The following is a 26,794-nucleotide window of genomic DNA, read 5'->3' as shown; positions in this document are numbered from 1 at the left end:
CCACCCGGAACGGGAATGATCAAGGCCGCCATTGAGGCCACGCATGCGGTGGTCGCCGATTGCCAACTCTTGATTCTCGATCACGAGAGGTCCCCTTTTGAGGGGATCGCGATCGTTAAAGCCCTCGGCGATGCCGGGGACACCTACCTCTTTCGAGTATTCAACGGCTTGGGGTGGCGCGCAATACTGCGCAGAATCTGCAACGCCAATATCGCCATGCGGCAAACGGCTGAAAACGACCTGACCGGAAATAGATCATGAGCATCATCAAGAACGCGATCGGCGTCGGGGTGATCGGCGCGAGCCCCTCGAACCCCGGGTGGGCGATGGCCGCCCATATCCCGGCCATCCAGGCCTTGCCGGACTATGAGCTGCGCGCGGTAAGCACCAGCCGGCCCGAGTCGGCACGCGCGGCCGCCGAAGCTTTTGGCGTGCCAGCTTTCACCGATCCCACCGATCTGATTACACATCCAGGCGTCGATCTGGTGGTTGTCGCGGTGAAGGTTCCGCATCATCACGCCTTGATTTCGGCAGCGCTGGATGCTGGCCGGATGGTGCTCAGCGAATGGCCGCTGGGCAAAAATCTGGATGAAGCGATCAATCTGGCCGACCGCGCACGAAGGGTAAATACGAGAACGGCGATCGGACTGCAGGCACGCTTCGCGCCAGCCGTCCGGCATGCCCGTACGCTGGTTGCCGATGGCTATATTGGTGAAGTACTCGGCACGACACTGGTCGGCTCCGGCATCGCCTGGGGCGGTGTCACCGACCGTGCGCACGCCTATATGTTCGACGCTGCAAATGGAGTGTCGACACTGTCGGTACCCACCCTTCATGCGCTGGAGGCGGTCAATTTCGTGCTCGGCGATTTCGTCTCGATAGCTGCCTCCACCAGCGTACGACGTACGACGGTGCAAATCGCGGAAGACCGCCATGACATTGCCGTCACCACTCCGGATCAGATTGCCATTTCGGGCACGCTGGCGAGCGGTGCCATCGCCTCGGTGTTCTATCGTGGCGGAGTTTCGCGCGGCGACAATCTGCGCTGGGAAATAAACGGCACGGAGGGCGACTTGGTCATCACTTCTTCCGTCGGAAACCTGCAAGTTGCCGATCTGTTGTTGCTGGGTGGTTCGGGTAAACAGGCAGCAGTGGCGCGGATGGAACTGCCCGAGAGCTATGCGCACGAACCGGGTGGCCTGTCGGGTGATATTGGCGCGAACGTACTGCGCACTTACGCTCATCTCGCCCATGACATTCGCGAGGGAAGCCAGACGGTGCCAGATTTCCAGTACGCTCTGCGCCGTCATCGACTGCTCGCGGCAATTGAGGAGGCAAGTCGAAGCGGTTCGACGCAATATATCCGCGAGCCTGCGGTGGTGCGGCCCTAGCATCCGGCCTTTATGCGGATCGCCGCACAACACAACCATGCGGCGTGTGCGCCCTCCGTCAACCTGACCAGGAACATTTGACCAGCTTGGCACCTCTACGCTGGCCAGCACGCCGCCATATCGCCCGAGTCGAGCAGGTCGTGGCAGCGGCTTGCGCCTCCCTCCATTCCTTTTCCTCTGCTGCGGAGAGATCTAGCAGGAACATGCATCGTTCCGTATCGGCACGGATGTCGCGGCCTTGTCGCTAGATACTTACCTGGAAACCTGTACCTGCACCGCAGCACCGTGAACCGCAGCGGTTCCAGGGACGATCACCAGGTAGCGCCGATCCACCGCGGTAACACCTTCCTGTACGACCTGGCGGATCGGCCCCACTGCATTGACGACGGCGGAGCCAGCCGGATTGGTCTTGAATACCGCCAGGGGAACCAGAGCACCGGTGCCATCCGCTTGTGTCGCCAGAGCGAGCACATACGGTTTTTTGGGCGGCAAGTCAGTGACCACCGCTTGAAGCACCTGCGTCAGCCCTTGATCGAACAGGGACACGCTGGTCGGTGCCTCGGCACCGCTGCCGGCATGGCCAGCGCGTGACGCAAGCATGAGATGCGTGGCTTGACCCGCCAGACCCAGCGGCTGGAGGTTTTGTGTGCCCTCGCCCGTCGGGACCGCATCAGGGACATAAACCAACGCTTGCGGGGCCTGCCCCACCGGAACTGTCGCAATGACCTTGTTGGTCAGCGTATCGATGACCATCACGGCATCGCCGTTCTCCAGACCAACATAGATCCGCGATCCATCACCGGAAGGCCACAGGCCATGCGGAAGCTTGCCGACGGGTATGGTGGCGACCTGTTCGAAATCGTCCGTACGGTAGACCTTGACCTGGTTCGGGCCACCAATCGTCACGTAGGCGAAGCTGCCCTTCGTTGTGCGTGCAAAATTCACATGGTTGGTGAGCGGTCCGGTATCGAGTGTCTTGAGAAGCGCGAACGGTGGGCGGGCGCCGAAGACCTGCACCTTGCCTATATCCTTCAGCGTGAACCACACCTGCTTTCCATCGGGTGTTGCCGCGATGTTGGGGCAAAAAGGGCTTGCCTGCTTGACCCGGCCGACGATGGTGTGATCGGCGACTGCGATCACGTCTGTCTCGGGATTGAAAGATGAGCAGACATAGCCATACTTGCCGTCCGGCGAGAAAATCTGCATGCCGGGTCCGGCCGGAACCTTGATCCGCGTTTTCTCCGCGTAGGTGCTGCCGTCGAGTACGTCGATGTAATCCTCACCACGGACGGTGACCCAGACCTCGCGACCATCCGGCGTGAAGAATGCCTCGTGCGGCGAGCGTCCCACATAAGTGGTGTGCTTCACGGCATTGGTGGTGGTGTCGATAAAGGTCACCGAGTTGCTGCCGATCGATACGACCGCTAGCGTTCGGTGATCCGGGGAATACCCCATCCCGTGTACCAACAGCTGCCCCTTGTAAAGCGCACTCAGGTTTCCCGGCAGGGGGTCTCCCAGGCGGATGACACCAAGCAGTCGGTTGTCGACAGGATCCGTCACCGATACCGTATTGGAGAACTGCTCGGCCGCGTAGACGCGATCGCGATGGCTGATGGGAATGTCACGATCGCTTGCCGAGCCGGGAGCCTGACCCGCACGAGCGGAGGGCAGTCCGGCAAGACAAGCGCCGGCGAGCAACGCCATTGAAAGAACCACGGGTTTCATAATCGATTCCTCGTCCAAACTGGCTCGAACATGCATGGATCCAACACCGCCGCATGCATTAGTGATCGGGCACGGGTGGGGGCTGGGTGGGTGAAGCGAGGGAGGGCGGAAGCTTCTCGCCGATCGCCAGGCGCATCGCGGCAATCTCCTGTTGCTGCGTCACGATGATTTCCTGCGCAAGCCGCCTGAGCCGTTCGTTATGACCGTAGCGAAGCTCGGCAACCGCCATGTCAATGGCACCTTGATGGTGAGGCACCATCATCGCCACGAAGTCGTGATCGATGTCGCCACTCGGCCGTACCGACATGCCCTCCATCATCTTTGTCATGGCGGCATCGTTCGCCGCCAGGAACGGGGCCTCGTTATGTGCCTTCAGCAAGGCATGGGAAGCTGGAGCTCTCTCTCCTGAAGCGGAGTGCCCACTGCCGCCAGCCAACGCAAAAGTCGGAACGGCGCAGGCCAATGCGATGGACATGACCCGCGTCGCAACGCGAATTCGCCCGGGCAGGAGATCATCAGGCGAAGAGGCCGATCCAGCTCTCGTTGATGTGAGCCAGAAATTCTCACACCCTTCTGAATTCGCGACGGACGGCAGCCGGAATCCCATGTGTGCTTGCATGCGTTCTGGATGAGAACCAGCGCTCATGTCCGCACGCCTCATTTGCTTCGGGCAGGCATGACCGCAGCGAACTCCTCGCGGCTTGCCGGGGCACCATCGATCATCTCGAAAATCTTCTTCGAATTGCCGAGGTTCTCCATCAGTGATTTCGGTCCGGCGAACGGACGGCCGCCGATATGCCAGCCATCCGTATGGAGCTCCTCGATAAGGACCCACACGACTTCACGGAAGGCTTCGGAACCCTCGTATTTCACCATCACTTCAGTGAGCTCCTTCGCCATTGCGTGCTTCTCTTCACTGGTGAAGACGCCATCCACGATCTTTACGTTGACAAAGGGCATAGTCGTTTCCTCAGGTCATGGGCGATATGCGTCGCCTTGCTTTCTTTCGATCAAGCGAAAGTTCCGAACCACATGCGGATGCTAGGTCGGCAGTGATGAAAGCTATTGGACGATTCGCACATCGTTGGACGACGTGTCGATGGATGCGCGGCCATCCCACCGAAAGGTCGAAGTACAGAGACTCGGCAGCAGACATCTCCTCATGACTCTTTGGTAGTAGTGGCGTACCCATCCGAGTGGTGACGCGGCAGCACGTCGATCACATCTATCGTCGACGTGCCGGACAAGCAAAGCCCGAACAGTGGGTAAAGCTTTCCTGAAAGGCCCTTCCGCTTACGCCAGTTGCGAGATGTCGCCATGCCCGATGAAAAGTGCCTCGACAACCTGCATGTTGAAGCGGGTAAACAGCGGTTCCAGCGCAGGCCACCCGCAGCCACCTCGCATCGAAGAACCGGCCGTCATCGCATCGAGACGTGTGCAGAGAAAAGCATCGCCGACCCAGTCATCCCGGATGGGTCATTGCCGTATTGGCGTCGTCGAGATGGCGATCAAGCACGTTTGCCTTTGCCGGCCCCAGTGATACTGCGCGGTATCGGTACCGCGTCGGTAGACAGGCCCGACCAGCCGATGTCCGCACCTTTCCAGGCCAAGGCTTACGGGTTGGCAACCTGGCAGATTCGCAAGGCGCAGGCACTGTTGGCTCACGCCTTGGACGAATACTGTCCTGTATCGCATGCCGCCGCCGCATGCAGGTTGTCGAAAGGGCATTTTGCCCGCCTGTTCAAGGAGTCTGTCGGCCTGCCACCGCATCGCTGGCTGACAAGGCAACGCATCGAAGCGGCAAAGACGATGCTGCGCGATACCGACTTTCCTCTCAGCGAGATAGCACTGGAATGCGGATTCTGTGAACAGGCGCATATGTGCCGGGTATTCAGGAAATGGCTTGGAACTACTCCAGGAGCGTGGCGCAAAAGCCCGGTTTCCGATTGAGCAGATGCCTCGCCTGGAACAGCAGCTCATCCGGGCAACCGGAACTGATCCGCAAGTCGCTCATTCGATTGGCCCATCGCCAGCGAGCGCCCTACTCGAAATGAAGATCGCGCTTACCTGGAAGCTGCCTGGCGAGCGAATATCTCCGCTCTGACGTGGTGCGAAACCTTACCTCTTTCGAGTGTTGGTTGGACCGAGACAGCGCGTGATACTCCGCGCACCTGGTCAGGCAAATCGCCGGCCACCGCACGCACCACGAGGATTCCCCCATGCTCGATTGGCAGAACTACCGCAAACAACTGATGGGCCGCATTGGTGAGATCGGCAAGCTCAGCCCCGACACGCTCGTCGGCTACCAGACCTTGTCCAAAGCCGGCCACAAAACCAGCCAGCTGGATGCGAAGACGCGCGAGCTGATCGCACTGGCCGTGGCCGTCACCCGTCAATGCGATGGCTGTATCACGGTGCACACCGCCGAGGCGCTGAAGCATGGAGCATCGCGCGAGGAGATTGCCGAGGCACTCGGTGTCGCGGTGGCGCTCAATGCCGGAGCGGCAATGGTCTATTCCTCCCGGGTGATGGACGCCGTGGAGGCTTATAGCGCCACGTAAATTCGCCGACCCGACGCGACCACCGAGGAGAACCGCATGCGTGCCTTCCGAACGATTCCTGCCGCGTACTTCGGCATGGTGCTCGGCATGGTCGCACTGGGTAGCGCGTGGCGCGCCAGCACTGCCTTGTGGGGACTTCCTGCAATGGTCGGGGAAGTCATCATGGTGGTCGGTGCCCTGATTTGGGCCACGATCACCATCGCCTATCTCGGCAAGTGGTGGTTTGCTCGTGCGGATGCACTGGACGAAGCGCACGATGCCATCCAGTGCTGTTTCATCGGTTTGCTTCCCGCCTCCACTTCACTCATGGGCATCGTGCTGGCACCGCATGCGCATCGTATTGCAGTGGCAGCACTCACCATCGGTGCAGCCGGGCAGCTGGTTTTCGGGGTTTTTCATTCTGGTGGCATGTGGCGTGGTGGGCGTGATATCGCCATGAACACGCCCGTGCTGTTCCTGCCAACCGTGGCAGGCAACCTGATCAGCGCCATCGTTGCCGGTGTGCTCGGCTTCAGCTCCTGGGGGCTGCTGTTTTTCGGCATCGGCTTCTTCAACTGGGTCGTCATGGAATCGGTGATCCTGATGCGCCTGTGGATGGGGCCGCCGCTGGCCGATCCATTGCGCCCCACGCTGGGCATTCAACTGGCACCGCCCGCGGTCGCCACGGTTGCGTGGCTTGCCAACACGCATGGTTTGCCTGATCCGTTTGTGCAGACAATGTGGGGCTATGGGCTGTTTCAGTTGCTGATGCTGGCACGGCTGATACCGTGGGTCGTTCATCAACCGTTCGCACCGTCCTACTGGGCTTTCAGCTTTGGCGTCACCGCCATAGCGATCGGTGCCATGCAGATGACGTTGCGCGGCGTCCAAGGGGCCATACCGCTGCTGGCACCAGCCGTCTTCATTCTGGCCAACGCCGTAATGGCAGTACTGGTAATCGGCACGCTGATCCGCTTGCTGCAGGGGCGACTTCTACCGCCGCATGCTGCCGCGCCGACGCTTGCGAATACCGCAACACCTCATCAATAAGACGCGATCCGCATATTCATCGCATGTCTCACTGCAGTGGAGGCAGCTACCGATGACCGGTACCCGCGAAAGTGTCAGATGGTTTCGCTTTCGCGCAGCGTCAGCGGGCTTTGCAACGCGAACCTGGCGATCTCGTCCTTGCGCATGAAGGAAACACCGGGCCTGCTCTTGGCATAGCGGATGAATTCGTCCCAGACACCGACCATCTGCGGCGAGCCGCTGATGCGGTCGTGGGCGCTGATCGACATCATGCGTCGGCGTGCATCTGCTTCCCGGTATAGCTCATCGAAGTCACGCTTGACCTGTGCCAAGAACATATCCGGCGAGTAGTTGCGACCTTCGACCAACAGGATGTCGTTGTTGCGCAGGGTATAAGGTACAACTACAAAGTCCATGCCGTTTACCTGCTCGATAAAGGGCTCATCGCGGCTCAGGTCGTCGATGTGATAGCTGTAACCAAGCTTCTGCAGTAGCGAAAGCGTATGAGGCCCACGGCGCAACCAGTTGGCGTTGTAGCCGCTCGGCCGCTGGCCGGTGATTTCCTCGACCATCCGCGTGCCATCGGCAATGAAATGCTCCTCCTCTTCTCGACTCATCGCATACTGCGAACGCCATTGCGGGCCATGCGCTGCCGCTTCATGGCCGCGCGCAACGATCTCACGCGCCAGGTCCGGGTGCTTTCGGGCGGCCTCGCCGATCATGTGTGAGGTCACCTTTACCTCATGCCGATCCCACAGATCCAGCATGCGCGGAATACCCTCCCGATAGCCGTAGGCGAACCAGGTATTGGTCGCCGGATCGGACGGTACGCTATCGGGAAAATCGACTGGAGGAAACGGACTGTCGGTACCTTTGGGAGGCTGGCCGCCGGCTTCGAACTGCATCGAGATCGAAATGACCAGGCGGGTGTTGTCGGGCCAGAACGGCCCTGTGGTGGATGGCGTGAACATGAGATGTTCCGTTTCGGCAGTTGAGTGGGAAAGCGGCGCGTACCGTGGGGTGATGCCGACGGCCACTCCGCCGGCCTGAATCTGTAGCGGATATAGCATCCCGGGTCATTCACCATATCCCCGGAAGGCCCGACACTGCCGATCCTGGAGATGGCAAGCCAGATGGCGATTGACTTGATTCTTCGCGAGTCCCGGACTTCCCGCTTACCGAAGCGGTCACCCGCCTGGACAGGTCAGCGAGCTCGATGGCCAACTCGCTCATTTCAGGATAGCGACGAAGCATCGCCTCCACGTCGTTCTGCCGCACCGTCACCGATCCGTCCGGCATCTGCATCACGAGGACCTTCAGGGGAATCTCGATCAAGGCACTGGGATTGCGCTTCAGAATGCGCACCACATACCTTGGATGAAAGAAAAGCAGCTGTCTCGATGAGTCGATCCGAAACCCGCCACGCGCCAGCAGCATCTGGGGGTTGATCTCGTAAATCACCCATAGATCGGCATCCGCGATGGCCTGCCGAAGTCGCTGCAGCGTTTCCTCAAACGTGAAAGCCGAAGTCAGGATGCGTTGGAATCGCGGCCGGCTCGGGGTGGCGTAGACCACCAGCTCATCAATCATTGAATCGATCCATCTGGTGAAATGGTGCACATTGCAGGCCAGCTCGCGGATCTCCGGTGCGTCCGCTATATGGCGCTGCATCGAAAGAGCGGTTGGCCGCTTGCAGGCGGATTTCGCGGGGCAGCCCACGCACCGAATACGGCCGCTCCTGACGCGGCCACCGTTACTTCAGGCCGTCATATACAACCCTGACAAACGTCGCGGGATTAATGATGGAGCCACCCCATCTTGCGTCGTATGCTGCCGTCGGTTTGGCAGCAACGATCTCGTCGACCGATAGCCCTTTGCTCTTGAGCGCAGCAATTTTTTCGCGGGTATTCTTGAGCATGTCCTGGAACGCAATCAGGTCGGCGCGTGTAGCCACGGGCCCATGACCTGGCACGATGACGGTCTGGTCGTCGCTCATGCCGATGAGTCGGTTATCAACGGCGATCGTTCCATCGATGCCACCACCTTGTTGGTCATCGATGAAGGGATAGACGCCATTCCAGAACACGTCTCCGGTGGCGATGACATTATTCTTTTCGAAATAGACGACGATATCGCCATCGGTATGGCTGGGCTGGATCGGCATGACATGGACTTTCTCGCCGTCCATGTCGAACGTCCTTTCAGTGGTGATCAGAATGGTCGGTCGCCCGTTCGTCGGCACGGGTGCAAAGGTGTGGTTCCACGCATCCACGCGGGTACTTTCGCTCAAATGCTTCAGCGTCTGTGGCGTGGCAATGACGGCAGCACCGCCATCACGCAGCCACCCATTTCCATCGGCGTGATCCCAGTGCCAGTGGGTATTCACCACGTATTTCACCGATTGCTTGCCGACATCGGCCAGATCCTTGCGGATTCTCGTTCTGGAAAGGGCGATGCCGGCATCGACAAGGAATTTCCCGTCCGGACCGTTCAGGACCGTGATGTTTCCACCCGAACCTTCGAGCGCGTACATGTTGCCGCGCAGGTGATGCATCGGCACGTTGCTCTGCGCCGCGGCGTGATTGATGACCTCGAATGGGCCAGTGGCCTGAGCAGGCGAACGTGCAGAAAAGATCAGCGCGATCAGCAAGGCGACGGTGGCCGCGATACAGCGTTTCGATCCTGTCAGTGTTGAATGCATGTTGGCTTCCTCTGATGAGCGCCGGGTTGGCGTTTGGCATGGTGCGAACGCCGCATATCGCGGAAGCAATCAGGGGAAAGTTCCGGCATGCATCCATGGGCCATGCAGACGTTTCATGCAGATCCGTGCACTGCGGAGCCAGCCCCAGTTTGCGCTCGCAAGAAAAGGCTAAGCCGGTGTCTTCGAAAGTTATTGGACGTTCCGCAGATCGATGGAGCAGCTATCAGGGAATCAGCAAACGCCAACTTGCATGTCCCCGTGAGGCACAGGGGCATCATCCTTCCCGTACTCATGGGCGGCAATCGGCACAGACTGCCCTCGGCTCAAGGCCCGATGATGCCTCTTCGCAGTGCAATCGTTACTGCGTGCGTTCGCGCCCGTGCATCCAGCTTGGACAGGATGCTCTTCATATGAACTTTGACGGTGTCTTCAGAGATGGAGAGTTCTCTGGCGATGACCTTGTTTGACTGGCCTGCAGCAACGCACCTCAGAACTGCCATCTCGCGCAATGTCAGAGCATCATCGACGGCGTGGCTGGCGATCTCGGTGGCTATCTCTGCCGGGATGCAGCGCTTGCCTGCATGAAGCAGGCGGATACTGTCCACCAGTTCCTTGCGCACCGCGCTCTTGAGCATGTAGCCCCGGGCGCCTGCCTTGAGTGCGCGCAACGCCTGGGCATCGCCCTTGTAGGTCGTGAGCACCATGATCACGGCATGCTCAAACTCTTTGCGGATGGCTTCGATAGCCTCGATTCCGCCCATGCCAGGCATCTCCAAGTCCATGAGAGTTACATCGGGACGGTGGTGTCTGAATTGCTCCACGGCCTCCAGGCCGTCGCTCGCCTCAGCCACGAGCTCAATATCCGGTTCCTGTTCAAGCACGGCCGCCACACCTTCGCGAAGCAAAGGATGGTCGTCGGCAATGAGTATCCGAATAGCGGGATTGCCTGCGCTCATTTGTACCTCCCTCCCCCCATAAGCCGACACAGTTTGCCGAGGAATGTTTTCCGTCCGGTTTCGTAAGCGATCGCAGAATGCGCCTGAAACTCCACCTCGGTGCCCAGGCCATCCCGTCCCCAGATCGCCAATTCTGCTCCGACCTGCAGTGTACGCTCGCGCATGACGGTCAGACCGCGGTGCTTCGGGCATTCCGCCCCGCCTACGATCCGCGCATCAATGCCGATCCCGTCATCACGAACACGCAACCGGAACCGATCCAGGCCATGGTTGATCTCCACTTCGACGTGACTTGCCCTGGCGTGCCGGAACGCATTTCGTATCGCTTCCTTGCCAATGGCGTATACGCACGCGTGAACGCGTCCTTCCAGGCTGCGTTCTTTACCCTCCACCACGAGGCAGAAAGTTGGCGGGTCATCGGTAACGAAATCATTGGCGAACGTCGCAAGCGCTTTGGAAAGTTCGAGGCTCTGCTCGGTGGCCGCCTGCATGGCACGAACACGATCGCGCCCATCGAGCACCACCTGATCCGCTCGCTCCAGCACGGTGTCCATCATGACCCGAAGCGGATCGTGGGCGGGCATACGCCTGGCCACCGCCTCGAAGCGCAACACTAGTCCCTGGAGTTCCTGCAGCAGGATGTCGTGGCTTTCACGGGCACTCCGTTCGCTCTTTTCCTTAAGTGCTTCCCGGCGTTTCCGTGCCTGCCTCATCCGCCACTCCAGCCATGGCCTTGCCAGCACGAGTGAGAGAACCAGGCCAACGGTCAGCCATGGAAGCGGCGAGAAGAGCTTCTCGCGGGACACGAGTTGAACCCCAGAGCCTCCGATTCCCGGTGACCGATCAGCGGCCTTGAGGCGCGAAGAGCTTTTTCCGGTGAGCCTGTAGCCCAGATCGGCTTGCGCACATCCCGCGGTCGAGTGAACGCACCCAGGCTCGCCAGCAGACACGCTTGGGGAGCCAAGACTGGAAGCCGCACAGGACGCAAGAAGGGCACAGACCATCACGACATGCCAGGCATGCCTTCCAAGGCAAAGCTGCCACCAGATCGCCATCTCATCTCCTGCCCGGCACAGACAGGCTGAATACGCGTCTTTTCAAGACGGGACATCACCCGAAATGGCTATCGCCGCACCGGCACCGGCGTGGAATCATGAGCTAACCAGGTCGACTGATCCATATGGCCGTGCAACGCCTCTATTCCATGTTTCCAGTGGGTGCCCCAGGGTTGGGTCTGCTGCTGCTGCGGCTCTCCCTGATTGCTTCCATCATCTATATCCGCGATCCGATAGCCGCGCTGATGCCACCTGGTGCAGGAGCCGCCGTACTCTTTGCGATCGTGTCTTGCCTTGTGGCAGGCCTGCTGACGCCCGTGGCGGCGGGAGCAGGTGTGCTGTGCTGCGGCTTGGCCTTGTATCACGGCACCATCCCCAACCCGGGGTGCGTGGCACCACCTATCCTCACCGCCGCCGCCATCTGTTTGCTGGGCCCAGGTGCCTATTCGCTGGACACGGTGCTTTATGGCAGGCGCATACTTGTAGCGCCACGAAGGAAGAAGTAGACGTCGTTCGTCGGAGCTGCCCAATGGTGACAATTGGCGCAAACCTGGCGAAGCAGCGCATCCGGACGTAGCTGGCGTCCGGTTCAGGTGCACGGGGACATGCCGGTGAAATCGTGATGCCGCGATATTTGCTCTGGAGCCAACAACTGGGGTCCCGGTGGCGGGCAACGCTTTCGCGCGCGCGCCCCTGTTCGCGAGACACGCTGTGTCGCTGGTTGACCCGAAGGGCTTGCTTCGTCGTTTTCGCGATCGTGAGTATCGCCGTGAAGGCGACCCAGACAGACATCGTCTCAAGCGGCGGATCGGACTACATCCATACCGTGTGGACTCAAAGCGACGGCGTTCCCCCAGTCATCCTGCATATTGCGCAGACACCGGACGGCTGGATCTGGGTGGTCGGACCGTCCGACCTGTATCGTTTCGATGGCCTCACGTTTGAACGCCGAGACATGCTCCCCGAGGGCAGCACCTCTTCGCGATCGGCAAGCACGTTGTTCGTCTCTACGAGTGGTGATCTGTGGGTGGGTTATCAATCCGGGCTCATCGCTGTACGGCCAGCCAACGACCCGGAGCATCCCCACCTTGTCACCGGCACGTCGGCCGGCTCGGCGATCGACTCTTTCGCCGAGGATGGCGACGGCAGGATGTGGGTGACCACGGCGCACGGAACCTATCGTCTCGACCAGCATGGCTGGCGCGAAGTGGAAGCAAGCTGGGGGCTCCATGGTGCCCTTATCTACCACGCCGTCACCGACCGTGACGGCATCTTGTGGGCGACGACGGGTCTTGGCATCTTCAGGCTCAAGCGGGGCCAGTCGCACTTCGATCTGGTTGATGCCTCGACCCGTGGCAACGGCAAATTGGGGTTGACTGCCGATGGGCAGATCTGGCTGGACAACATGCAGAATACGGTCGTGCTCGACCTCCCCGGCACACCTCGGCCAGGCCGGATGCAAATTCCGACGCAACACGATTCGCATTCGAACGTGTTCGATGAGAACGGCGGCATCTGGACAACCCGCTGCCCGGACGTCGGTGTCTGCCGGACGGCACATTCCGATGCCGCCGCCCTGCATGCGGTAAGCAAGGGGGCGGGGCCTGTCCGGCCAGGCCTGGATCACATGTCGTCGGCACGGGCTGTGACGATACTGGAAGATCGGCAGGGTGCCGTCTGGGTGGGTACCGCAACCGGATTGGAACGCTTCCGTCGCAGCCCGTTTTCGAAGGTGGAGCTGCCACCGGGCTACTTCAACTTCGCCATGGCGGCTGGTGATGCGGGCGAGCTCTGGCTGGGAAATGCTGCAGGCACGCACGCGGATTATTTGTGGGGGCATACTGGCCGCCAGGGCAACTCGATCGAATACGAACCCCACGCCACTACCGCCATCTACCGTGACACCGATGGAAGCTTCCTGCTGGGAGGTGCCGGTGGCAGGGTTCGCCGATATGCCCAGGGACAATTCGCGGTGCTGTCGAAGCCAGCGGTCTGGTCCCATGACAATGACGCGCAAGCGATTGTCCGCGATGGCACGGGGCATCTCTGGGTCGCAGTACGCGGCTGGCCGATCTACCGGCTCGACAACGACCAATGGGTGGCCAAGGGCGGCATCGACGCATTGCCGAACGGTGGACTGCTGCGGGCCGTGGCGGACGACCACAAGCGGCTGTGGCTGGGCTATATCAATGCCTTGTATATCGTTGACGGCGATCACGCGCGCGCATTTTCCCGTGCTGACGGCCTGAACCTGGTCATGATCGCCGCCATCATCCCTGATGGCGTGCCGCTCGTCGCTGGCGAAAATGGTCTCGCAGCATTCGACGGCAACCGGTTCCATGCCATTGTGGCCGAGGATCCGGACGCACTAACCGATATCTCCGGCATGGTTCGTTTGCGTGATGGCTCGCTATGGCTCAATGGAGCGAAAGGTGCCGCACGCATTGCGGCAGCCGATCTCGAACATGCCATCACCGATCCCGCCTACAAGGTTCCCGTGCGCCTATATGGAACCGCCGAGGGTTATCCGGGAACAGCACAACAGAATCTGCCTTTGCCTACCCTGGTTGAAGGTACGGATGGACGACTGTGGTTTGCAGGAACAGAGGGCCTGTCGTGGCTGGACCCCAAGACGATCAGAAGCAACACCACCGAGCCGAATGTGGTGGTTCGTGCGATCGTCGTGTCCGGCCACGAGTATGATCCCGCCGCGATGAAGCCCTTGGCTGCCGGCACACGGAATCTCCGGATTGACTACACAGCACTTCAGCTTGGCGACGCTGAAAAGGCGAATTTTCGATATCGACTTGATGGCGTCGATCCTGGCTGGCAAGAAGCAGGCAACCGCCGTGAGGCGTTCTACACCAACCTCGGACCGGGCACTTACCATTTTCATGTCAAGGCCTCCAACGAGGATGGCTTGTGGAGCCGCGAAGGGGCGCGCATCACGTTTTCGATCCGACCCACTTTTTTCCAGACTGGCTGGTTCCTGGCCCTGTGCATATTCGCCACGATTCTCCTGCTCTGGATTGCCTACTCCATTCATCTTCGACAGATCACGTCGCGGCTGCATCAGCGTCTCGAAGAACGTCATCGCGAGCGCACACGCATAGCGAGGGAATTGCACGACACGTTTTTGCAGGCGGTGCAGGGACTTGTTCTCAAGGTACACGCAGCAAGCAGAGGACTGCCTCAAGGCCAGGCCCGGGAGAGCCTGGCTAAGGCACTCGATGTCGCGGACAAGGTGATAATCGAGGGGCGCGAACGCGTCCATCAACTTCGCGAAATCGCCCAGGATCGTTCCAACCTGCAGAGTGTTTTCACGGATATCACCCGTGAGCTGCAGGACGGGGAATTTCCGGCTCTGGACGTAAGCGCAGTTGGTGCGGCAAGGCCCGTCAACCCATTGGTCATCGATGAACTCTATTCCGCCGGACGCGAGGCCTTGCTGAATGCCGTCACCCATTCCCATGCGCAAAAGGTAAGCCTGGTGGTGTCATACGAACGCACCGAGCTTTCCATCCGAATTTGCGATGACGGCCAAGGCATCGACCAGGTTGTACTCGCGACCGGCGGCCGCTCGTACCACTGGGGCCTTCAAGGCATGCATGAGCGAATGGAGCGCATCGGCGGAAGCATTGAAGTAGTCAGCAACCATGGTCAGGTAGGGACCCGCGTCATCCTGCGCGTCCCGTCATCACGCGCATACGTCCGTCGCTCGTATTTTCCCTGGTTCCGCTCGGCATTCGCCTCCCGGTGACATCAGTTCGCGGCCTCGCCCCATCGCGCATCATCCGAAGCAGAAGTCCTGCGGCCCGAAAGCCCGACGTGCCGAGGTGGAACATCGGCTTGCAAACGGGTTCCGGCGCGGACGACCTCGACCTATTCCAACAAGTTCCACGACTGCCGGGCAGGAACTTCCACCACCAGATCATCCAGTCGTCTGGCCCGATAGACGATGTAGGAAAGCATCCATGCAAACACGAACACCCCGATTACGGCGAAGCCAAGATTATTGAAATTGGAGTTCAGTTCGGCAACCCATCGCCAGGGAGCACCATTCAACTCGAACTTGTTTCCGATCAGCCCGAGCGTCTCGATGCCGCCGATCAGAATGGCTATGCAGACCGAAATCAGGGTGATGGTCATGTTGTAGTAGAGCTTGCGAATCGGCTTGACGAAGGCCCACTTGTAAGCGCCGAGCATCACCACGCCATCTGTCGTATCGACCAGCGCCATGCCAGCGGCAAACAATGCGGGTAACACCAGGATGGCGCCGAAAGGCACGCCCGCCGAGATCTGGCGCGCCGACATGCTGAACATCGCTATTTCCGTCGCCGTATCAAAGCCGAGACCAAACAGGAGCCCCAACATGAACATGTGGCTGCTGCGGGCAACAAGCCGAAAGAGTGGCCGAAGCATCCGCGAGATCAGGCCGCGCCCGCTCAGCAAGAGGTCGATGTTTTCCTCGTCGTATGTGCCCCCGCTTCTGACCCGCCGATAGCTCTTGTAAATCGAGCAAAAAATGATGATGTTCATCGTTGCAATGGCGAACAGGAAGATGGCGGAAACACTGGTGCTGATCGTGCCGCCAATGGCGCGAAGACTTTCAAATCGCCCGAGCAGACTTGTCGCACCCATCACCAGGGTCGCTACCAGGACGACAATCGCCGAATGCCCCATGGCAAACCAGAAGCCTACTGCGACCGGGCGCTGCCCATCCTGCATGAGCTTGCGCGTCACGTTGTCGATGGCGGCGATATGATCGGCGTCGACCGCATGACGCAAGCCGAGCCCGTAGACAAGCAATGAAATGCCAAGAAGCGCTGGCATGTGCCTGAACGCCAGAATGGCCCAGCTCCATGCCCCGGCGTTGAGCACGAGCAGTAGCGTATAGAGCAAAACGATCCTGGCCTTGAGATCGCCGCGCGCGCTGATGAAAATCCCGCCGAATGTCGAAACCGACGTACTTTTCGGTGGTTTCCGTTCTGGCGCACTGCTGAGGCGCATCATGACGGAGGACACTCCGCTCCATCCGGCGATGCGACGCCTTCCACGACCTCTGCAAGAGCCCTTTCCAGAACAGCCAGCATGGCCTTCATGCCAACCAGCCCATGACGCTCGGCAATCCATGCCGGTGCGTTGTACGAAACATGCGCCATGCCTTCCGCATTGTCCCAAACCAGGATTTTCAACGGAAGATCGATGCCCACTTCCTGGTTCCTCAACATCAGCGGGGTACCGGCTTGCGCATTGCCAAAGATCAGCACGACGGTACCGCGCAATGAGAGCCCCGCGGCCCGGGCGGCGGCGGAGTGGTCGATCTTGGCGGCCAGCCGCATGCCGCCCTTCTCAATGGCGATCGTCAGCAACTCGATGGTCTTGTCGAAGCCGTGGAGACTTGAGCGACGGATCAGCCCCCTTTCACTCATGACTGCTCTCCTCCGTGTAATCAGCCGGCACGGTCGTTGCGACGCGCGGATAGCAGATAGCAATGATCGCGAACGCGATCAGCGCCCCGGCCACTTCCGCCGGCAGGTAGAGGATTGCGAGCCCGGAGGGTAGTGCTACCGGACCGAAGGCGAACGTGGCCGAAACCGTTACAGCGGGATTCGCATAGGAAGCCGAGGGGGTCGCCACGATGGCTGACATCAACCATGCGGCGACGGCAAACGGCCCACTCGAAGCGCGCCCGCTCCGACTGCACCCGAAGACCAGGATCATGAGGCCGCAACTGGCGACAATTTCACTCAGCCCGAGCGTCACCAGCGCATGGGGCGAAACGGTCGTGGCCGAATCGGATCCAAACAGCGCGTCTGCGAGCAACGCACCGAGGATGCCACCGACAAACTGGCCCGCGATGTACGCCAGCGTGCAACCCAGGTTCCGCTCGCCTCCGAGCCACTGAAGGAAAGTAATCAGGGGATTGAAGTGGCCTCCGGAAACATTGCCCAGCGCGGCGATCAAGCCAGCAAGCGCGCTTGCCGTGGCCATTGCGCTTACCGCGAGTGCGAGCTCCGGAGTCGAGGCAAGGCGGCGGGACAGAATGCCGGAGCCAACGATGACCAACACCAGGAACAGCGTCCCGACGAATTCGGCAGATGCACGCCGAAACAGCGCCAACCCGGGATCGTGCTCGAAGAAGCACGTGTGCATGTCGAATCGGTCGGCGGTTCTCATCTCCGCTGCACTACGCTTTCGCGGCCTGCGAAATGTCATCTGACCGGGCCGCAACCTCGTCCATCTTTCGTGCCACCTCGGTCGGAGTCAGCACTCTTCTCTGGAACAGGATATTCGCGAACGCGACGATCCAGCGTTCGTAGTAGGACAGGGCGTTGACCATCTCTGCGCCGAGTGCCTCGACGCCGCGCCGCTTTTCCTCGGTGTTGATGATCTTGTGAAAGTCGAGAACATCAGCGAGCGCATGACAGCGCTTCTCCCAGGGCAGCAGCTCGTGCTCCACCTGCTGGATCGGCGCGGATTTGACGCCGCCAATATCGTTTGGCAGTCGTTCCACCAGTGCTCTTGTCTCGGTCATGGTGCGTTCTCCGCCGCTGGGCTGTTGGCAGGTATGACGCCGATCATGGCGTCGCGGGTGACCAGGGCCGCCAGTTGCTCTTCCGTGAATCCCTCTGTTCCTTCGGGGCGACGCGGCAGGACGAGATACCTCACCATGGAGGTGGAATCGCTCACGCGGATCTCCACATCGTCGGGAATGATGGTGCCGAACTCGGCCAGAACCGCCCGCGGCTCCGAAACGGCTCGCGATCGGTAAGGCTTAAGCTTGTACCAGTCTGGTGGAAGGCCAAGCACGGGGCGGGGATAGCACGAGCACAACGTGCAGACGATGAGGTTGTGCACCTTCTCGGTGTTTTCCAGCACGATGAGCCCGGTGTCGTCGTAGAAGCTGATGCCCAGCTCCTCGCAACCGGCACGGCCATTCTCCAGCAGGCGAGCCTTGAAGTCCGGATCGAGCCAAGCCCGTGCCACGATCTTTGCGCCCAGGGCCGGAGTGCGCGAATCAAGTACTTCGATCTGTCGCCGTATCTCTCCGGGACCGATCAGCTGCTTTTCGACCAGCAGCTCGCGGACGGCCGTTTCCATGATCTCGTAGTAGCCGGGGCGTTCAGCGTGGCTGATCTCCGCATGGGGGTGGCCATGGTCATTGGAATCTTGCATTGTCAGATCCTCTCCAGCCATGTTTCATAGACTTCGATGCGCAATCCATCGCGCGGCGAACCGGTGTACTCAGGCCAGAGTTCGTTCATGGGGATGGCAATGCGGTAGTAGTGCAACTTGACGCCGGCATCCCGGCCGAAACCTTCTTCCTCGTTGTCGATGCCAACCGGTGTGATGATCTGAACGACCGTGCCGACTTTTCCGCGCAGGTATGTGGGCACTCGATAGTGACCAATCGGTTGGCGCTGCAGAATCCGTACCGAGTCATCAAGCGCGAAGATCGGCGACTCGCCAGCCGCGAATACCACGCCTGGCAGGCTTGCATGAGGTTCTTGTGCGTTGTGTTGCATGAGTGATGCACCTTGAAGGACCGACTTGCACCGTTCCAAGCGCGGCAAAAGCGTCGAGCGTTCCGCACGCGTGGGGTAGTGGTGGAGGGCTGCCGCAAATGATCGGCCGCCTCTTCATGCAGGATGCTCGCACCCGAACGGACTGTGATCTTTCTTGAAACGCGCAGGATTGACTTCAATGAACATCTTGTGCCGGATAACCAAACCAGCAAGCTGTGTATGCATCGGGCGTCACCGCACGCAGGATGTGCAACTGCGCGTGACGCGGCTACGAGCTCAGAAGCGCGGTGTAAAATCCGCTTGGGTCTCTCGATTTCCCAGCGCGCAACTTGCCCGACGCCAGCTCCCCGGGCTCCGGCCGACATGCTTCTTAAACACGCTCGTGAAATGGCTTTGATCGCCAAATCCACACCGGTCAGCGATTTCAACAAGTGGCAGCATGCCGTCCTTCAGCAAATCCTTGGCTCGCGCAACGCGTCTGTCCTGGAGCCAACGATGTGGGGGTACGCCAGTCGTCAGTTTGAAGGCACGCCTGAAGTGAGCGACGGACAGGCCGCATGCAGTCGCCATGTCGGCGACCGAAGCAGGCTTTTGAAGCGAGGACTCGATGAGCTGTTTGGCGCGCCGCTCTTGCCACAACGTCAGCCCGCTCCGATCGCTCTGTCTTGACGCACTCACGCTCAGCTGCCGTTGCTCCGCAACTTCGCAAAGCGCGATGGCCACGTGTTGTATGAAAATCTCATCTGTCATTCGTGCAGCCGCCAAGCTTCTGGAGAGAATCCAGCTGAGGGCTGCGAAGGCATCGATGTCCTGAACAGGCTTCGCGAACGCCGCGCCGCCGCGTGCGGCCGACCAGGCAACGCTGTCGCCGTCGACTTCCTGTGACTTCACGTAAACGAACGAGGTTGATCGCGAGCTTCTGTAACCGACTACCACGCTCTTGCCACAGGGCGTTATACGGACATGGTGACCATCCCGGGATGATTGCCAGAACCTGTGGGACCGCTGCGCGTCACCGGCTGGAATCTCCCGCAGACTATCGGAAGTGAATCGCCCAGCCGTTGATTCATGTGCTGGTCGCGACGCACGATGAAGCTGCGACATTTCGACGACACTCACGTTCTCTCTCCCGGACTTTTCATCCAAAACTTGACGCTGGCTTCCCCATGGGTAGTCGCCGCGACAGTTCACGGCGGCGCTTCCGCCTGCAGCCTGGATTCTATTTCGGCGCGTCCAAAGTGAAATCACGGGATGGGTGTAGTGGCGACTAACCCTAAATGGGAGCGACCGAGCGGCGTTACCCGAAAGCGGTAGTCGGCGCTCTCCCGCTTTTAGGGATGTGCTCCCATGCTGCAGCCAATAGCATCGAGGTCGATCGGAATGGGGAGACCAAGCTGACACATGATGCGGCGTACGCGCCACTGATCGTTTGATCATCCTGGATCAGGGACCAAGCGTCCCAAGTCATTGCTTCACGCCCCTCGGAGTTGGTTCATCACGGCACCCGCGCGTCCTATGGCCAAGCAGTCTCCATTCATTGCCTGATCTGCCGCATCAAGGAGTACCTCATGAAAGCGAGCATTTGTCTGTCGGATTCGTTTGGCGGGGCAGGCACCATGCATGGATCGGGAAGCATCGAAGACGGGCAGTCTTGCAGCGAGATGCCGACCGTGTTGGAAATTTTCCACTCACCGCGCCCGGCCAACCTTGCCGGTACCGCAAATGCCGATCCTCACGACGACCTGTTGCGCGTACTCAGCGAAATTATTCGCAGTGCAATGACAGGCAACGGAGCCTATACCGAGTGCTTTGTGCGCCATATCGAACTTGCACTTCAGGAGTACATCCATTCATCACGGACTCAAGAGCGCCCTGCGCACACCATCCATTCCGGCCGCCTGGCGTCGTGGCAGCTGCGGAAGGCCAAGGCTTTGCTTGGGTTAAAGCTCGAAGCTCCGGCTCCTGTGGCAGAGGTCGCGGAGGCATGCCGTATTTCCCCACCTCATTTTTCCAGAGCGTTCAAACAATCCACTGGACTGCCTCCGCACCATTGGGTGATGGAACGCCGGATAGAACACGCCAAATGGTTGCTGATCAACACCCGCGCACTGCTTGTGCAGATTGCGCAGTCCTGTGGTTTTGGCGTGCAAAGTCACTTCACCCGAGTGTTCACGCGGACGGTCGGTATCAGTCCAAGCGCATGGCGTCGAGCCTTTGCGAGCTCTTCGACTGAACCAGGCCAGATCAAGGATCAAACGCGCCGCGCCTGACGAGCAGCGCAGCTTTCCAACACTGTACAAGGACTTTCCAGGGATCAAGCGAATGGTTGGTCGCCTCATTTTCCAATTCGGCGGCAGCGCCTTCGCCCATTGACCAATCACCGGTGAACATCGCCAGAGAACAGCTCGCTTGGGCAAGCGCATCGCACCGTGATATGGCATGTCCGCCAGCGCAAGCTTCCTCGACGCTGCTGCGAGCTTCATTGCAGTAATGCTGTCGGCCAAGCGGTGTCGCCGACTTGTTGCACATCTCACTTGTCGAGCCTTCCGCGGCGAACAAGCTCGCCATGATGGACTGGCTCGGAATGTGTCGAGTTCAATCATCCTGAGCTCAATTCTGATTCGGTGTCCTGAGACAGTGGCACCCGACCAAATCTTATTGCCGCAACCGGCGCCAGCCGATGACGCAGCCACTGGCGGATAGGGTCAACCCCGTCAGCATCATCAGCCACATCACCAGATCCCATGCCGGGCGATGCCGAAACAGCAAGGGAAAGTCCAGCGTGTGCAGTGCAGAGAACCACCAGCGATAATTTCGGTCCGCCTGCTCCAGGCGGAGCAGGACCTTGCCGGTTTGAGGGTCGAGATACAACCATGTATGCGCAGCGTCGGCAAACTGGGCACGCAGTACCGGAAGGTGACGTGGCGCATGGTGCGAGTACCAGTAATCATCCTCGTGATCCAGTCGCGCGACTGCAATCAATGCCGAACCAGGCAACAGCCGACGTGCGTCAGCAATGATATCTCTCACCTGCTGATGAACCGTTTGCCCGGTGTGAGCGTCAACCAGCTGGCGATTGCCCAAGCCGTTTTCCAGCACCAGCATGGCCTTGTCGCCCCGCCAGACGAAGCCGACTTCAGTCACGCCTGTCACGGCTGTCGCTGCCGCCGGAATGATCCTCGTTATGGAAGGCTCCTGATGTCCTCCATGGCGCGCCATCGGAACGGTCGTCTCGCCGTTGCCCGTCAGCCAGCCCATCGGATTCACCGAAAGCCAACCGCTGATCATCCACGTGCAAAGGAAGATCCCCCCCAGCAGCCCGGCGATATGGTGCCAGCGCTTCCAGTCCGTGTAGGGCGTGCGGTTCTTTCCGCGATAGGGTTTGCGCAAGCGTAACCGCAGCACGCCGATCCAGAAACCCGCAAAGGCACCGACAATACCAGTACCCGAAACCCACAGGACCACCTGCCGCCACAATGAAGCATCGCGTCGCAAAACAGTGAAATAGATCCAATGCGGTACCGACCCCACCCAGTTCCAAAGACGCTGCCTGCGCGTGGTTTGTAGAACCACCTCGCCGTTGCGCGCCGAGACGTAGATCTGGGTGCCTTCTGCGTCATTGAGCTGGATCCGGTAGAACGGTCTCGTTTCGTTGTAGCCGCCGGCCACCGTCCACTGGTCACGCACAATCGTTCCGGCCAGCGTTGGCACATTCGCATGCGACCAGCATCCGGCAATTCTCAATGCACCGGCAATATCAACGGTGGTGATCCGGCCTCCATCACCGGCATCGATGGTCACCGTGTCTCCTGCAACCTGCAACCGGTAGACGGGTACATTACCCAGCATTTCCAAGTGAAAGTCGGAGGGATAACTACGTGCGCCAGCAATCGCCAACGCGCGATCCGGGCCAATGTGGATCCGGCTCCAGACAATAGGCGACAGGTGGCTCAACCGTACTCGTGGCGACAAGGACGGATACGGCACGTACATCATCACCAGCCCGGAAACGAACCAGAGCACAAAAAGCAGACAGGTACCGATGCCGATCCAGCGATGGGCAAGATAGAGAACGCGGATGCCCGGCCACTTCACGCGTTTTGTCCCATCGTCGCCATGCTGCTTAGAACGCGTAGCTGTAGGTCACGTTGAGCGTGCGCGGCAAGCCGAGATTCCAGTATGTGTAGTAACCGCCGGCGTCCGCCTGACCTCGCTTCAGGCTGGTGGCGTAGCGGCGGTCGAACAGGTTGTAGACGTGAAAATCAACGCGGCTGCGGCGGTCATGATCCAGGAACACGCGCGCAGAAAAGTCGGCTACGGTGTAGTTGCCATACCGTTTGCGTCCGGAATAGAAGCTGTCGGAGGTGTAAAGATCGCCCGCGTGGTTGACACTGAGGGTCGCACCGACAGGCAACGCCGTCGGATGCCAGTCCAGCTGCAACTTGCCTTGCTGCACCGGGATGTCCGCTATCTGCCGCGAGCTACCCGAGGCTCGGGAGTGGTTGATGGTGTAGTCAAGGCTTGCAGAAATCGCCGCGCCGAACGATGCGCTCAAATCAGCTTCCCCACCCCTGACAGTAACAATGCCAGGGATATTGCCGAATACATCCTGGCCTGTTGTCTCGTCGTAGGCCGCATAGTCGATGAGATCATTGATGCGACGACGGAACCCGGTCAGTTCCCAGTGCATGCCACCTGTGCCGGGAAGCTTTCCGCCAATCGAAAGATTGACACTGGAACTGCGCTCAGATTTGAGGTCGAGGTTGCCGCGCTCGTCCTGCGGATCGTTGGCATACAGTTCTTCGGCCGTGGGCAGACGAAATGCGGTGCCTACCGTTCCACGTATATACAACGACTGGTTGATGTCCAACGCGCTACCGACATTCCAGACCAGTGCACTGCGGCCATCGCTCGGGTGGTTGTAGCGTACGCCGGCAGACAGCTTGAATCGGGTGAACATGTCGTCCGTAGTGCGCGCTTGCGCGAACAAGGCACCGGTATGCTCGCTGTGCTGGCCTATGACTAACACTTCGTCGCGACCACCATAGCTCTGCTGATCGAAGCCGACGTTGTATTCCACGCCACGCTGGAATCTCAATCGGGCGAAAATATTGACGCCGCGATCCTTGTAGCCCCAGAACGCGTTGTCATACAGGACATCTATCGTTCCGGGGTCAGAAAGACTGTTGTAGTAGGTGTCGTAGTGGGTATCCCAACGGTGCACGTAGGCCTTGGCGTAGAGCGACAACCAGTCGTTGACGTCGTAGTCGAGTTTGGCAGTAAGGATGTTTTCCTTGCGATCGTTCTGGTCTCTGGCCACCAAGTATGGCTGGGAATAGTCGAGATCCGCATCGGTATGCTGATAGGTCAAGTCCAGGCGCAACAAGTCGCTGAACCAGTACCCGTACTTGATGCCTACTGTCTGCACATCGTAGCCGCGATCGCGATCCGTGTTGCTGGGCTGATAGTCCTGTTCCCGGAATGCGTGGTAGCCATCAGATTTATCGCTGGAGCCAAACAACACGAATTGCTGCTTGCCGGTGGACCCGCTTAACCAGGCATCAAGATGTCGACCGGCATGGCTGTCGGAACCCAGGGTCACGGCGCCTTGCGTGATTTCCGAATAGCTCTTGGTGACAATGTTGATGGCACCGGCGACGGCCTGAGTTCCGTAGATAAGAGATTGGCCTCCATCGAGTATCTCGATGCGTTCGACCATGCTCGCTGGAAGCGTGTCCAACGGTGTGGTTCCTGCATACAGGCGGTTGTTGAGGCGCACCCCGTCCAGCAACCAGAGCACGTCTTCCGTGCGCGAGCCCTGCAGCGAAACAGTGACATAATCAAACGGGCCATTCTTCGATGCGACATACAGGCCAGGTGCCAGCGCCTGAAGCACGCTGGCGACATCCTGATAGCCACCATCCTGGATCTGTTCGCTGGTGATCACATCGACCTTGACGCCGTATTGAGCCAATTCTTGGGGCTGAATTTCTTCCAGGTGTCCGACAACATTCACCACATCCAGCGTTGTGGCGGTTGTGCTTCCAACTACGCCCTCGCTTTCCCCAGCCCACGCCGACTTGGCGGGCAACCCAATCGCCACGAGGATGGCGAGACACAGCGCCGGCAAAATTTTGGAGCTCGGCCCGCATGGCGAGAGACAGCCGGTCGTCTTGAAGCGCGTCGCGAACATTGGTCTGCTCCCGATTTCTTGGTGCGCAGACGTTAATCAATGTTGCCGCATCGATTCTTTCAGTTCTCTGCGGTACTTTCGCGATTCAAGCACTTCAAGAATACGAGTGGAGCATCACCGACGCTTTCCATTCGCAGGGATCGGCAGGGGCTCGATAACCGTCAAGGAACTTGATTGGGAAAGCGCCGAAAAATGTGCCGACTCGATGCAATTCATCCGAGGGAAAGCATTTTCGACGCTCGCACGCATGCTGCACCAGCGGGTGCCCATCTGGACATCTCGCCTCAGTTCATTGGTGACCTCCAACCCGACTCGTCGAGGAGGGAACTCCGCCTGTCCAAAGTCGTCGTGACATCGACATCCCCCGGCGCGAGCGGCGGTATCCCCAATCAGGCGAATATCGTTTTTGAGATCCGTAGCTAGTGTCCTTGCACCGTCGTACGCCTTGCACGCAGCGGTGATGTTCTCGACCGTCACCAAATCTTCCGCTGCTTCCATTGCCGCGCTAGACAGTGGGAATAGTCCCGCCATCAATCACGTATTCCGTACCAGTGATCGCCGCGGCACGCGGCGACGCCAGGAATGCGATGAGGTTTGCCACCTCCACTGGCTTTGACGGCCGCCCCAGCGGAATGCCACCAAGTGAATCCATGATGATCCGTTTGCCGCCTTCGTAATCAGTATTGGCTTGCAGAGCAAGCCGCTCGGCGAGTGCGACAGACGCTTCCGTTTCAATCCACCCGGGCGCTACCCGCACAACACGAATGCCTTTGGGGGTGACTTCCTTCGACAGGCTCTTGCTGTATGTCGAGAGCGCCGCCTTGGCCGCAGCATAGGCCGTGGTCGATTCCGGCAGAGGAAGCTCGCGCTGGATCGAGGTGACATGGATGATGACGCCTTCCTGCCGAGCCAGCATCCCTGGCAACAAGGCGCGATCAAGGCGCACGGCCGGGAACAGGTTGAGGTTCAATTCCCGTCGCCATTCCTCTTCGCCCAATGCGGCGAATCCCCCAGCAGGTGCCGACGAACCGCCCAGAACATGGACAATGACGTCCACACCGCCGAGATGGTTCATGACGCCCGCAACCACAGCATCGCAGCCTTCACTGGTGGTCAGGTCGGCAGCGACGAAGATGTCGGCTGACGCTTTGGCCGGTCGCTCGCGCGCCGTCGCGAGCACCTTGGCACCAAGCTCGCAGAACAGGTCGACGACAGCCTTTCCGACTCCCTTGGTGCCAGCAGTCACCAGCACGCGCTTTCCTTCCAGTTCCATGTTCATGGACATCAGCCGATCTCCAGCGACTGAATTTTGTCACCGACCAGATTGAACACATGATCGAGTTGAACCGGACTGCCTGGAAAATTTCCGACAACCGCTGCACTGACCGTCACGCAATCGCCTTGCCGCGATACGCTTGAAGGGTCAACGCTGTATTGATACTTGCGTTGCGCCTCCCTTTGCCACAACTGGATGGCTTCGTGACCTTGATGCATTTCGCCTTCGTCAAGCACGGTGGCGTCCTGCATGAAGCAGTCGGCGAGACTCGCCGTTTCCAGACCATTGCTGACCTGGAAAAAGACCGCAATCACATGGGGTAGTGATATAGCCAAGAGCGCGACTCCTGCGTAAAGAATTGCTGTGCGAAAATATCCACCTTCGAACTTGAAGATAGAT

General features: G+C 59.6%; 28 protein-coding genes. 8 read left to right on the top strand and 20 right to left on the bottom strand.

The annotated features are described in order from the left end of the window. Nucleotides 1-15: 15 nt before the first annotated feature. Nucleotides 16-261, top strand: coding sequence for a hypothetical protein (locus ACQGNJ_RS06565; RefSeq protein WP_426688432.1), 246 nt, complete (start codon nt 16-18; stop codon nt 259-261). Further along, nucleotides 258-1,391: a Gfo/Idh/MocA family protein gene (locus ACQGNJ_RS06560; protein WP_426688431.1), complete on the top strand. Its 1,134-nt coding sequence runs from the start codon at nt 258-260 to the stop codon at nt 1,389-1,391. Before ACQGNJ_RS06565 ends, ACQGNJ_RS06560 begins: the two co-directional genes overlap by 4 nt. Before the next feature lie 252 nt (nt 1,392-1,643). Here the strand turns inward: ACQGNJ_RS06560 and ACQGNJ_RS06555 are convergent, their stop codons facing one another. The 3 genes from ACQGNJ_RS06555 to ACQGNJ_RS06545 form a co-directional block, all read right to left on the bottom strand. Then, nucleotides 1,644-3,116, bottom strand: a complete 1,473-nt coding sequence (locus ACQGNJ_RS06555; protein WP_426688430.1) for a YncE family protein — start codon at nt 3,114-3,116, stop codon at nt 1,644-1,646. Between the two features lie 58 nt (nt 3,117-3,174). Then, on the bottom strand, nt 3,175-3,591 hold the full coding sequence (locus ACQGNJ_RS06550; protein WP_426688429.1) for a DUF305 domain-containing protein: 417 nt from the start codon (nt 3,589-3,591) through the stop codon (nt 3,175-3,177). 182 nt (nt 3,592-3,773) lie between these two features. Continuing rightward, nucleotides 3,774-4,076 (bottom strand): tautomerase family protein, encoded by a 303-nt coding sequence (locus ACQGNJ_RS06545; protein WP_007804338.1) that lies wholly within the window; start codon nt 4,074-4,076, stop codon nt 3,774-3,776. A gap of 357 nt (nt 4,077-4,433) precedes the next feature. On the opposite strand from ACQGNJ_RS06545, the gene ACQGNJ_RS06540 reads away from it, so the two are divergent. The 3 genes from ACQGNJ_RS06540 to tehA all read left to right on the top strand — a co-directional run bounded on the left by ACQGNJ_RS06540 (nt 4,434) and on the right by tehA (nt 6,706). Then, nucleotides 4,434-5,066, top strand: coding sequence for a helix-turn-helix domain-containing protein (locus ACQGNJ_RS06540; RefSeq protein WP_426688428.1), 633 nt, complete (start codon nt 4,434-4,436; stop codon nt 5,064-5,066). 269 nt (nt 5,067-5,335) lie between these two features. Next, entirely contained in the window at nt 5,336-5,677 is a 342-nt protein-coding gene (locus tag ACQGNJ_RS06535; RefSeq protein WP_426688427.1) for a carboxymuconolactone decarboxylase family protein, read from the top strand. Nucleotides 5,678-5,713: 36 nt separating this feature from the next. Next, nucleotides 5,714-6,706 carry a dicarboxylate transporter/tellurite-resistance protein TehA gene (tehA, locus tag ACQGNJ_RS06530; RefSeq protein ID WP_426688426.1) on the top strand — a complete coding sequence of 331 codons (993 nt, stop codon included), beginning with the start codon at nt 5,714-5,716 and terminating at the stop codon, nt 6,704-6,706. A 74-nt stretch (nt 6,707-6,780) separates the two neighbouring features. Here tehA and ACQGNJ_RS06525 read toward each other — a convergent pair whose 3' ends face one another. From ACQGNJ_RS06525 to ACQGNJ_RS06505, 5 genes are all read right to left on the bottom strand, one after another. Beyond that, complete coding sequence (locus tag ACQGNJ_RS06525) at nt 6,781-7,656, bottom strand: polysaccharide deacetylase family protein (protein WP_426688425.1); 876 nt, start codon at nt 7,654-7,656, stop codon at nt 6,781-6,783. A gap of 109 nt (nt 7,657-7,765) precedes the next feature. Beyond that, entirely contained in the window at nt 7,766-8,275 is a 510-nt protein-coding gene (locus tag ACQGNJ_RS06520) for a DUF302 domain-containing protein (RefSeq protein WP_426688424.1), read from the bottom strand. A 163-nt stretch (nt 8,276-8,438) separates the two neighbouring features. Beyond that, entirely contained in the window at nt 8,439-9,386 is a 948-nt protein-coding gene (locus tag ACQGNJ_RS06515; protein ID WP_426688423.1) for an MBL fold metallo-hydrolase, read from the bottom strand. A 323-nt stretch (nt 9,387-9,709) separates the two neighbouring features. After that, nucleotides 9,710-10,342, bottom strand: coding sequence for a response regulator (locus tag ACQGNJ_RS06510; protein WP_426688422.1), 633 nt, complete (start codon nt 10,340-10,342; stop codon nt 9,710-9,712). After that, nucleotides 10,339-11,148, bottom strand: coding sequence for a sensor histidine kinase (locus tag ACQGNJ_RS06505; RefSeq protein ID WP_426688421.1), 810 nt, complete (start codon nt 11,146-11,148; stop codon nt 10,339-10,341). The genes ACQGNJ_RS06510 and ACQGNJ_RS06505 overlap by 4 nt, the downstream gene beginning before the upstream one ends. Nucleotides 11,149-11,522: 374 nt before the next feature. Between ACQGNJ_RS06505 and ACQGNJ_RS06500 the strand changes: the two genes are divergently transcribed. Both ACQGNJ_RS06500 and ACQGNJ_RS06495 read left to right on the top strand, forming a co-directional pair. Next, nucleotides 11,523-11,903 carry a hypothetical protein gene (locus tag ACQGNJ_RS06500; RefSeq protein WP_426688420.1) on the top strand — a complete coding sequence of 127 codons (381 nt, stop codon included), beginning with the start codon at nt 11,523-11,525 and terminating at the stop codon, nt 11,901-11,903. A 263-nt stretch (nt 11,904-12,166) separates the two neighbouring features. Continuing rightward, entirely contained in the window at nt 12,167-15,157 is a 2,991-nt protein-coding gene (locus tag ACQGNJ_RS06495; RefSeq protein WP_426688419.1) for a sensor histidine kinase, read from the top strand. Nucleotides 15,158-15,279: 122 nt separating this feature from the next. Here ACQGNJ_RS06495 and ACQGNJ_RS06490 read toward each other — a convergent pair whose 3' ends face one another. The 7 genes from ACQGNJ_RS06490 to ACQGNJ_RS06460 all read right to left on the bottom strand — a co-directional run bounded on the left by ACQGNJ_RS06490 (nt 15,280) and on the right by ACQGNJ_RS06460 (nt 19,817). Then, complete coding sequence (locus tag ACQGNJ_RS06490; protein WP_007804318.1) at nt 15,280-16,410, bottom strand: HoxN/HupN/NixA family nickel/cobalt transporter; 1,131 nt, start codon at nt 16,408-16,410, stop codon at nt 15,280-15,282. Next, the gene (locus ACQGNJ_RS06485) at nt 16,407-16,829 is read right to left on the bottom strand and encodes a DUF302 domain-containing protein (RefSeq protein ID WP_007804316.1); all 423 of its coding nucleotides are present in this window, start codon (nt 16,827-16,829) and stop codon (nt 16,407-16,409) included. Before ACQGNJ_RS06485 ends, ACQGNJ_RS06490 begins: the two co-directional genes overlap by 4 nt. Beyond that, entirely contained in the window at nt 16,822-17,577 is a 756-nt protein-coding gene (locus ACQGNJ_RS06480; RefSeq protein ID WP_007804314.1) for an aquaporin, read from the bottom strand. Before ACQGNJ_RS06480 ends, ACQGNJ_RS06485 begins: the two co-directional genes overlap by 8 nt. Nucleotides 17,578-17,587: 10 nt before the next feature. Further along, nucleotides 17,588-17,935, bottom strand: coding sequence for an SH3-like domain-containing protein (locus ACQGNJ_RS06475; protein ID WP_007804312.1), 348 nt, complete (start codon nt 17,933-17,935; stop codon nt 17,588-17,590). After that, on the bottom strand, nt 17,932-18,576 hold the full coding sequence (locus ACQGNJ_RS06470; RefSeq protein ID WP_426688418.1) for a nitrile hydratase subunit alpha: 645 nt from the start codon (nt 18,574-18,576) through the stop codon (nt 17,932-17,934). Before ACQGNJ_RS06470 ends, ACQGNJ_RS06475 begins: the two co-directional genes overlap by 4 nt. A 2-nt stretch (nt 18,577-18,578) precedes the next feature. Then, a complete protein-coding gene (locus tag ACQGNJ_RS06465) occupies nt 18,579-18,926 on the bottom strand; it encodes an SH3-like domain-containing protein (protein WP_426688417.1) in 348 nt (115 codons plus the stop codon). 276 nt (nt 18,927-19,202) lie between these two features. Then, on the bottom strand, nt 19,203-19,817 hold the full coding sequence (locus ACQGNJ_RS06460; protein WP_426688416.1) for a helix-turn-helix domain-containing protein: 615 nt from the start codon (nt 19,815-19,817) through the stop codon (nt 19,203-19,205). Between the two features lie 677 nt (nt 19,818-20,494). Between ACQGNJ_RS06460 and ACQGNJ_RS06455 the strand changes: the two genes are divergently transcribed. Beyond that, nucleotides 20,495-21,196 carry a helix-turn-helix domain-containing protein gene (locus ACQGNJ_RS06455; protein ID WP_157581770.1) on the top strand — a complete coding sequence of 234 codons (702 nt, stop codon included), beginning with the start codon at nt 20,495-20,497 and terminating at the stop codon, nt 21,194-21,196. Here ACQGNJ_RS06455 and ACQGNJ_RS06450 read toward each other — a convergent pair. From ACQGNJ_RS06450 to ACQGNJ_RS06430, 5 genes are all read right to left on the bottom strand, one after another. After that, on the bottom strand, nt 21,171-21,494 hold the full coding sequence (locus ACQGNJ_RS06450) for a hypothetical protein (RefSeq protein WP_157581768.1): 324 nt from the start codon (nt 21,492-21,494) through the stop codon (nt 21,171-21,173). The genes ACQGNJ_RS06455 and ACQGNJ_RS06450 overlap by 26 nt on opposite strands. Before the next feature lie 87 nt (nt 21,495-21,581). Next, a complete protein-coding gene (locus tag ACQGNJ_RS06445; protein ID WP_426688415.1) occupies nt 21,582-23,021 on the bottom strand; it encodes a hypothetical protein in 1,440 nt (479 codons plus the stop codon). 28 nt (nt 23,022-23,049) lie between these two features. Continuing rightward, nucleotides 23,050-25,119 carry a TonB-dependent receptor plug domain-containing protein gene (locus ACQGNJ_RS06440; RefSeq protein ID WP_426688414.1) on the bottom strand — a complete coding sequence of 690 codons (2,070 nt, stop codon included), beginning with the start codon at nt 25,117-25,119 and terminating at the stop codon, nt 23,050-23,052. Between the two features lie 505 nt (nt 25,120-25,624). Then, the gene (locus ACQGNJ_RS06435; RefSeq protein ID WP_007804298.1) at nt 25,625-26,404 is read right to left on the bottom strand and encodes an SDR family oxidoreductase; all 780 of its coding nucleotides are present in this window, start codon (nt 26,402-26,404) and stop codon (nt 25,625-25,627) included. Beyond that, nucleotides 26,404-26,730: a nuclear transport factor 2 family protein gene (locus ACQGNJ_RS06430; RefSeq protein ID WP_007804295.1), complete on the bottom strand. Its 327-nt coding sequence runs from the start codon at nt 26,728-26,730 to the stop codon at nt 26,404-26,406. The genes ACQGNJ_RS06435 and ACQGNJ_RS06430 overlap by 1 nt, the downstream gene beginning before the upstream one ends. Nucleotides 26,731-26,794 lie beyond the last annotated feature (64 nt).

The organism is Rhodanobacter ginsengiterrae (assembly GCF_050026815.1).
Taxonomy (GTDB): domain Bacteria; phylum Pseudomonadota; class Gammaproteobacteria; order Xanthomonadales; family Rhodanobacteraceae; genus Rhodanobacter; species Rhodanobacter ginsengiterrae.
This window is presented reverse-complemented; position numbering and strand designations above follow the sequence as displayed.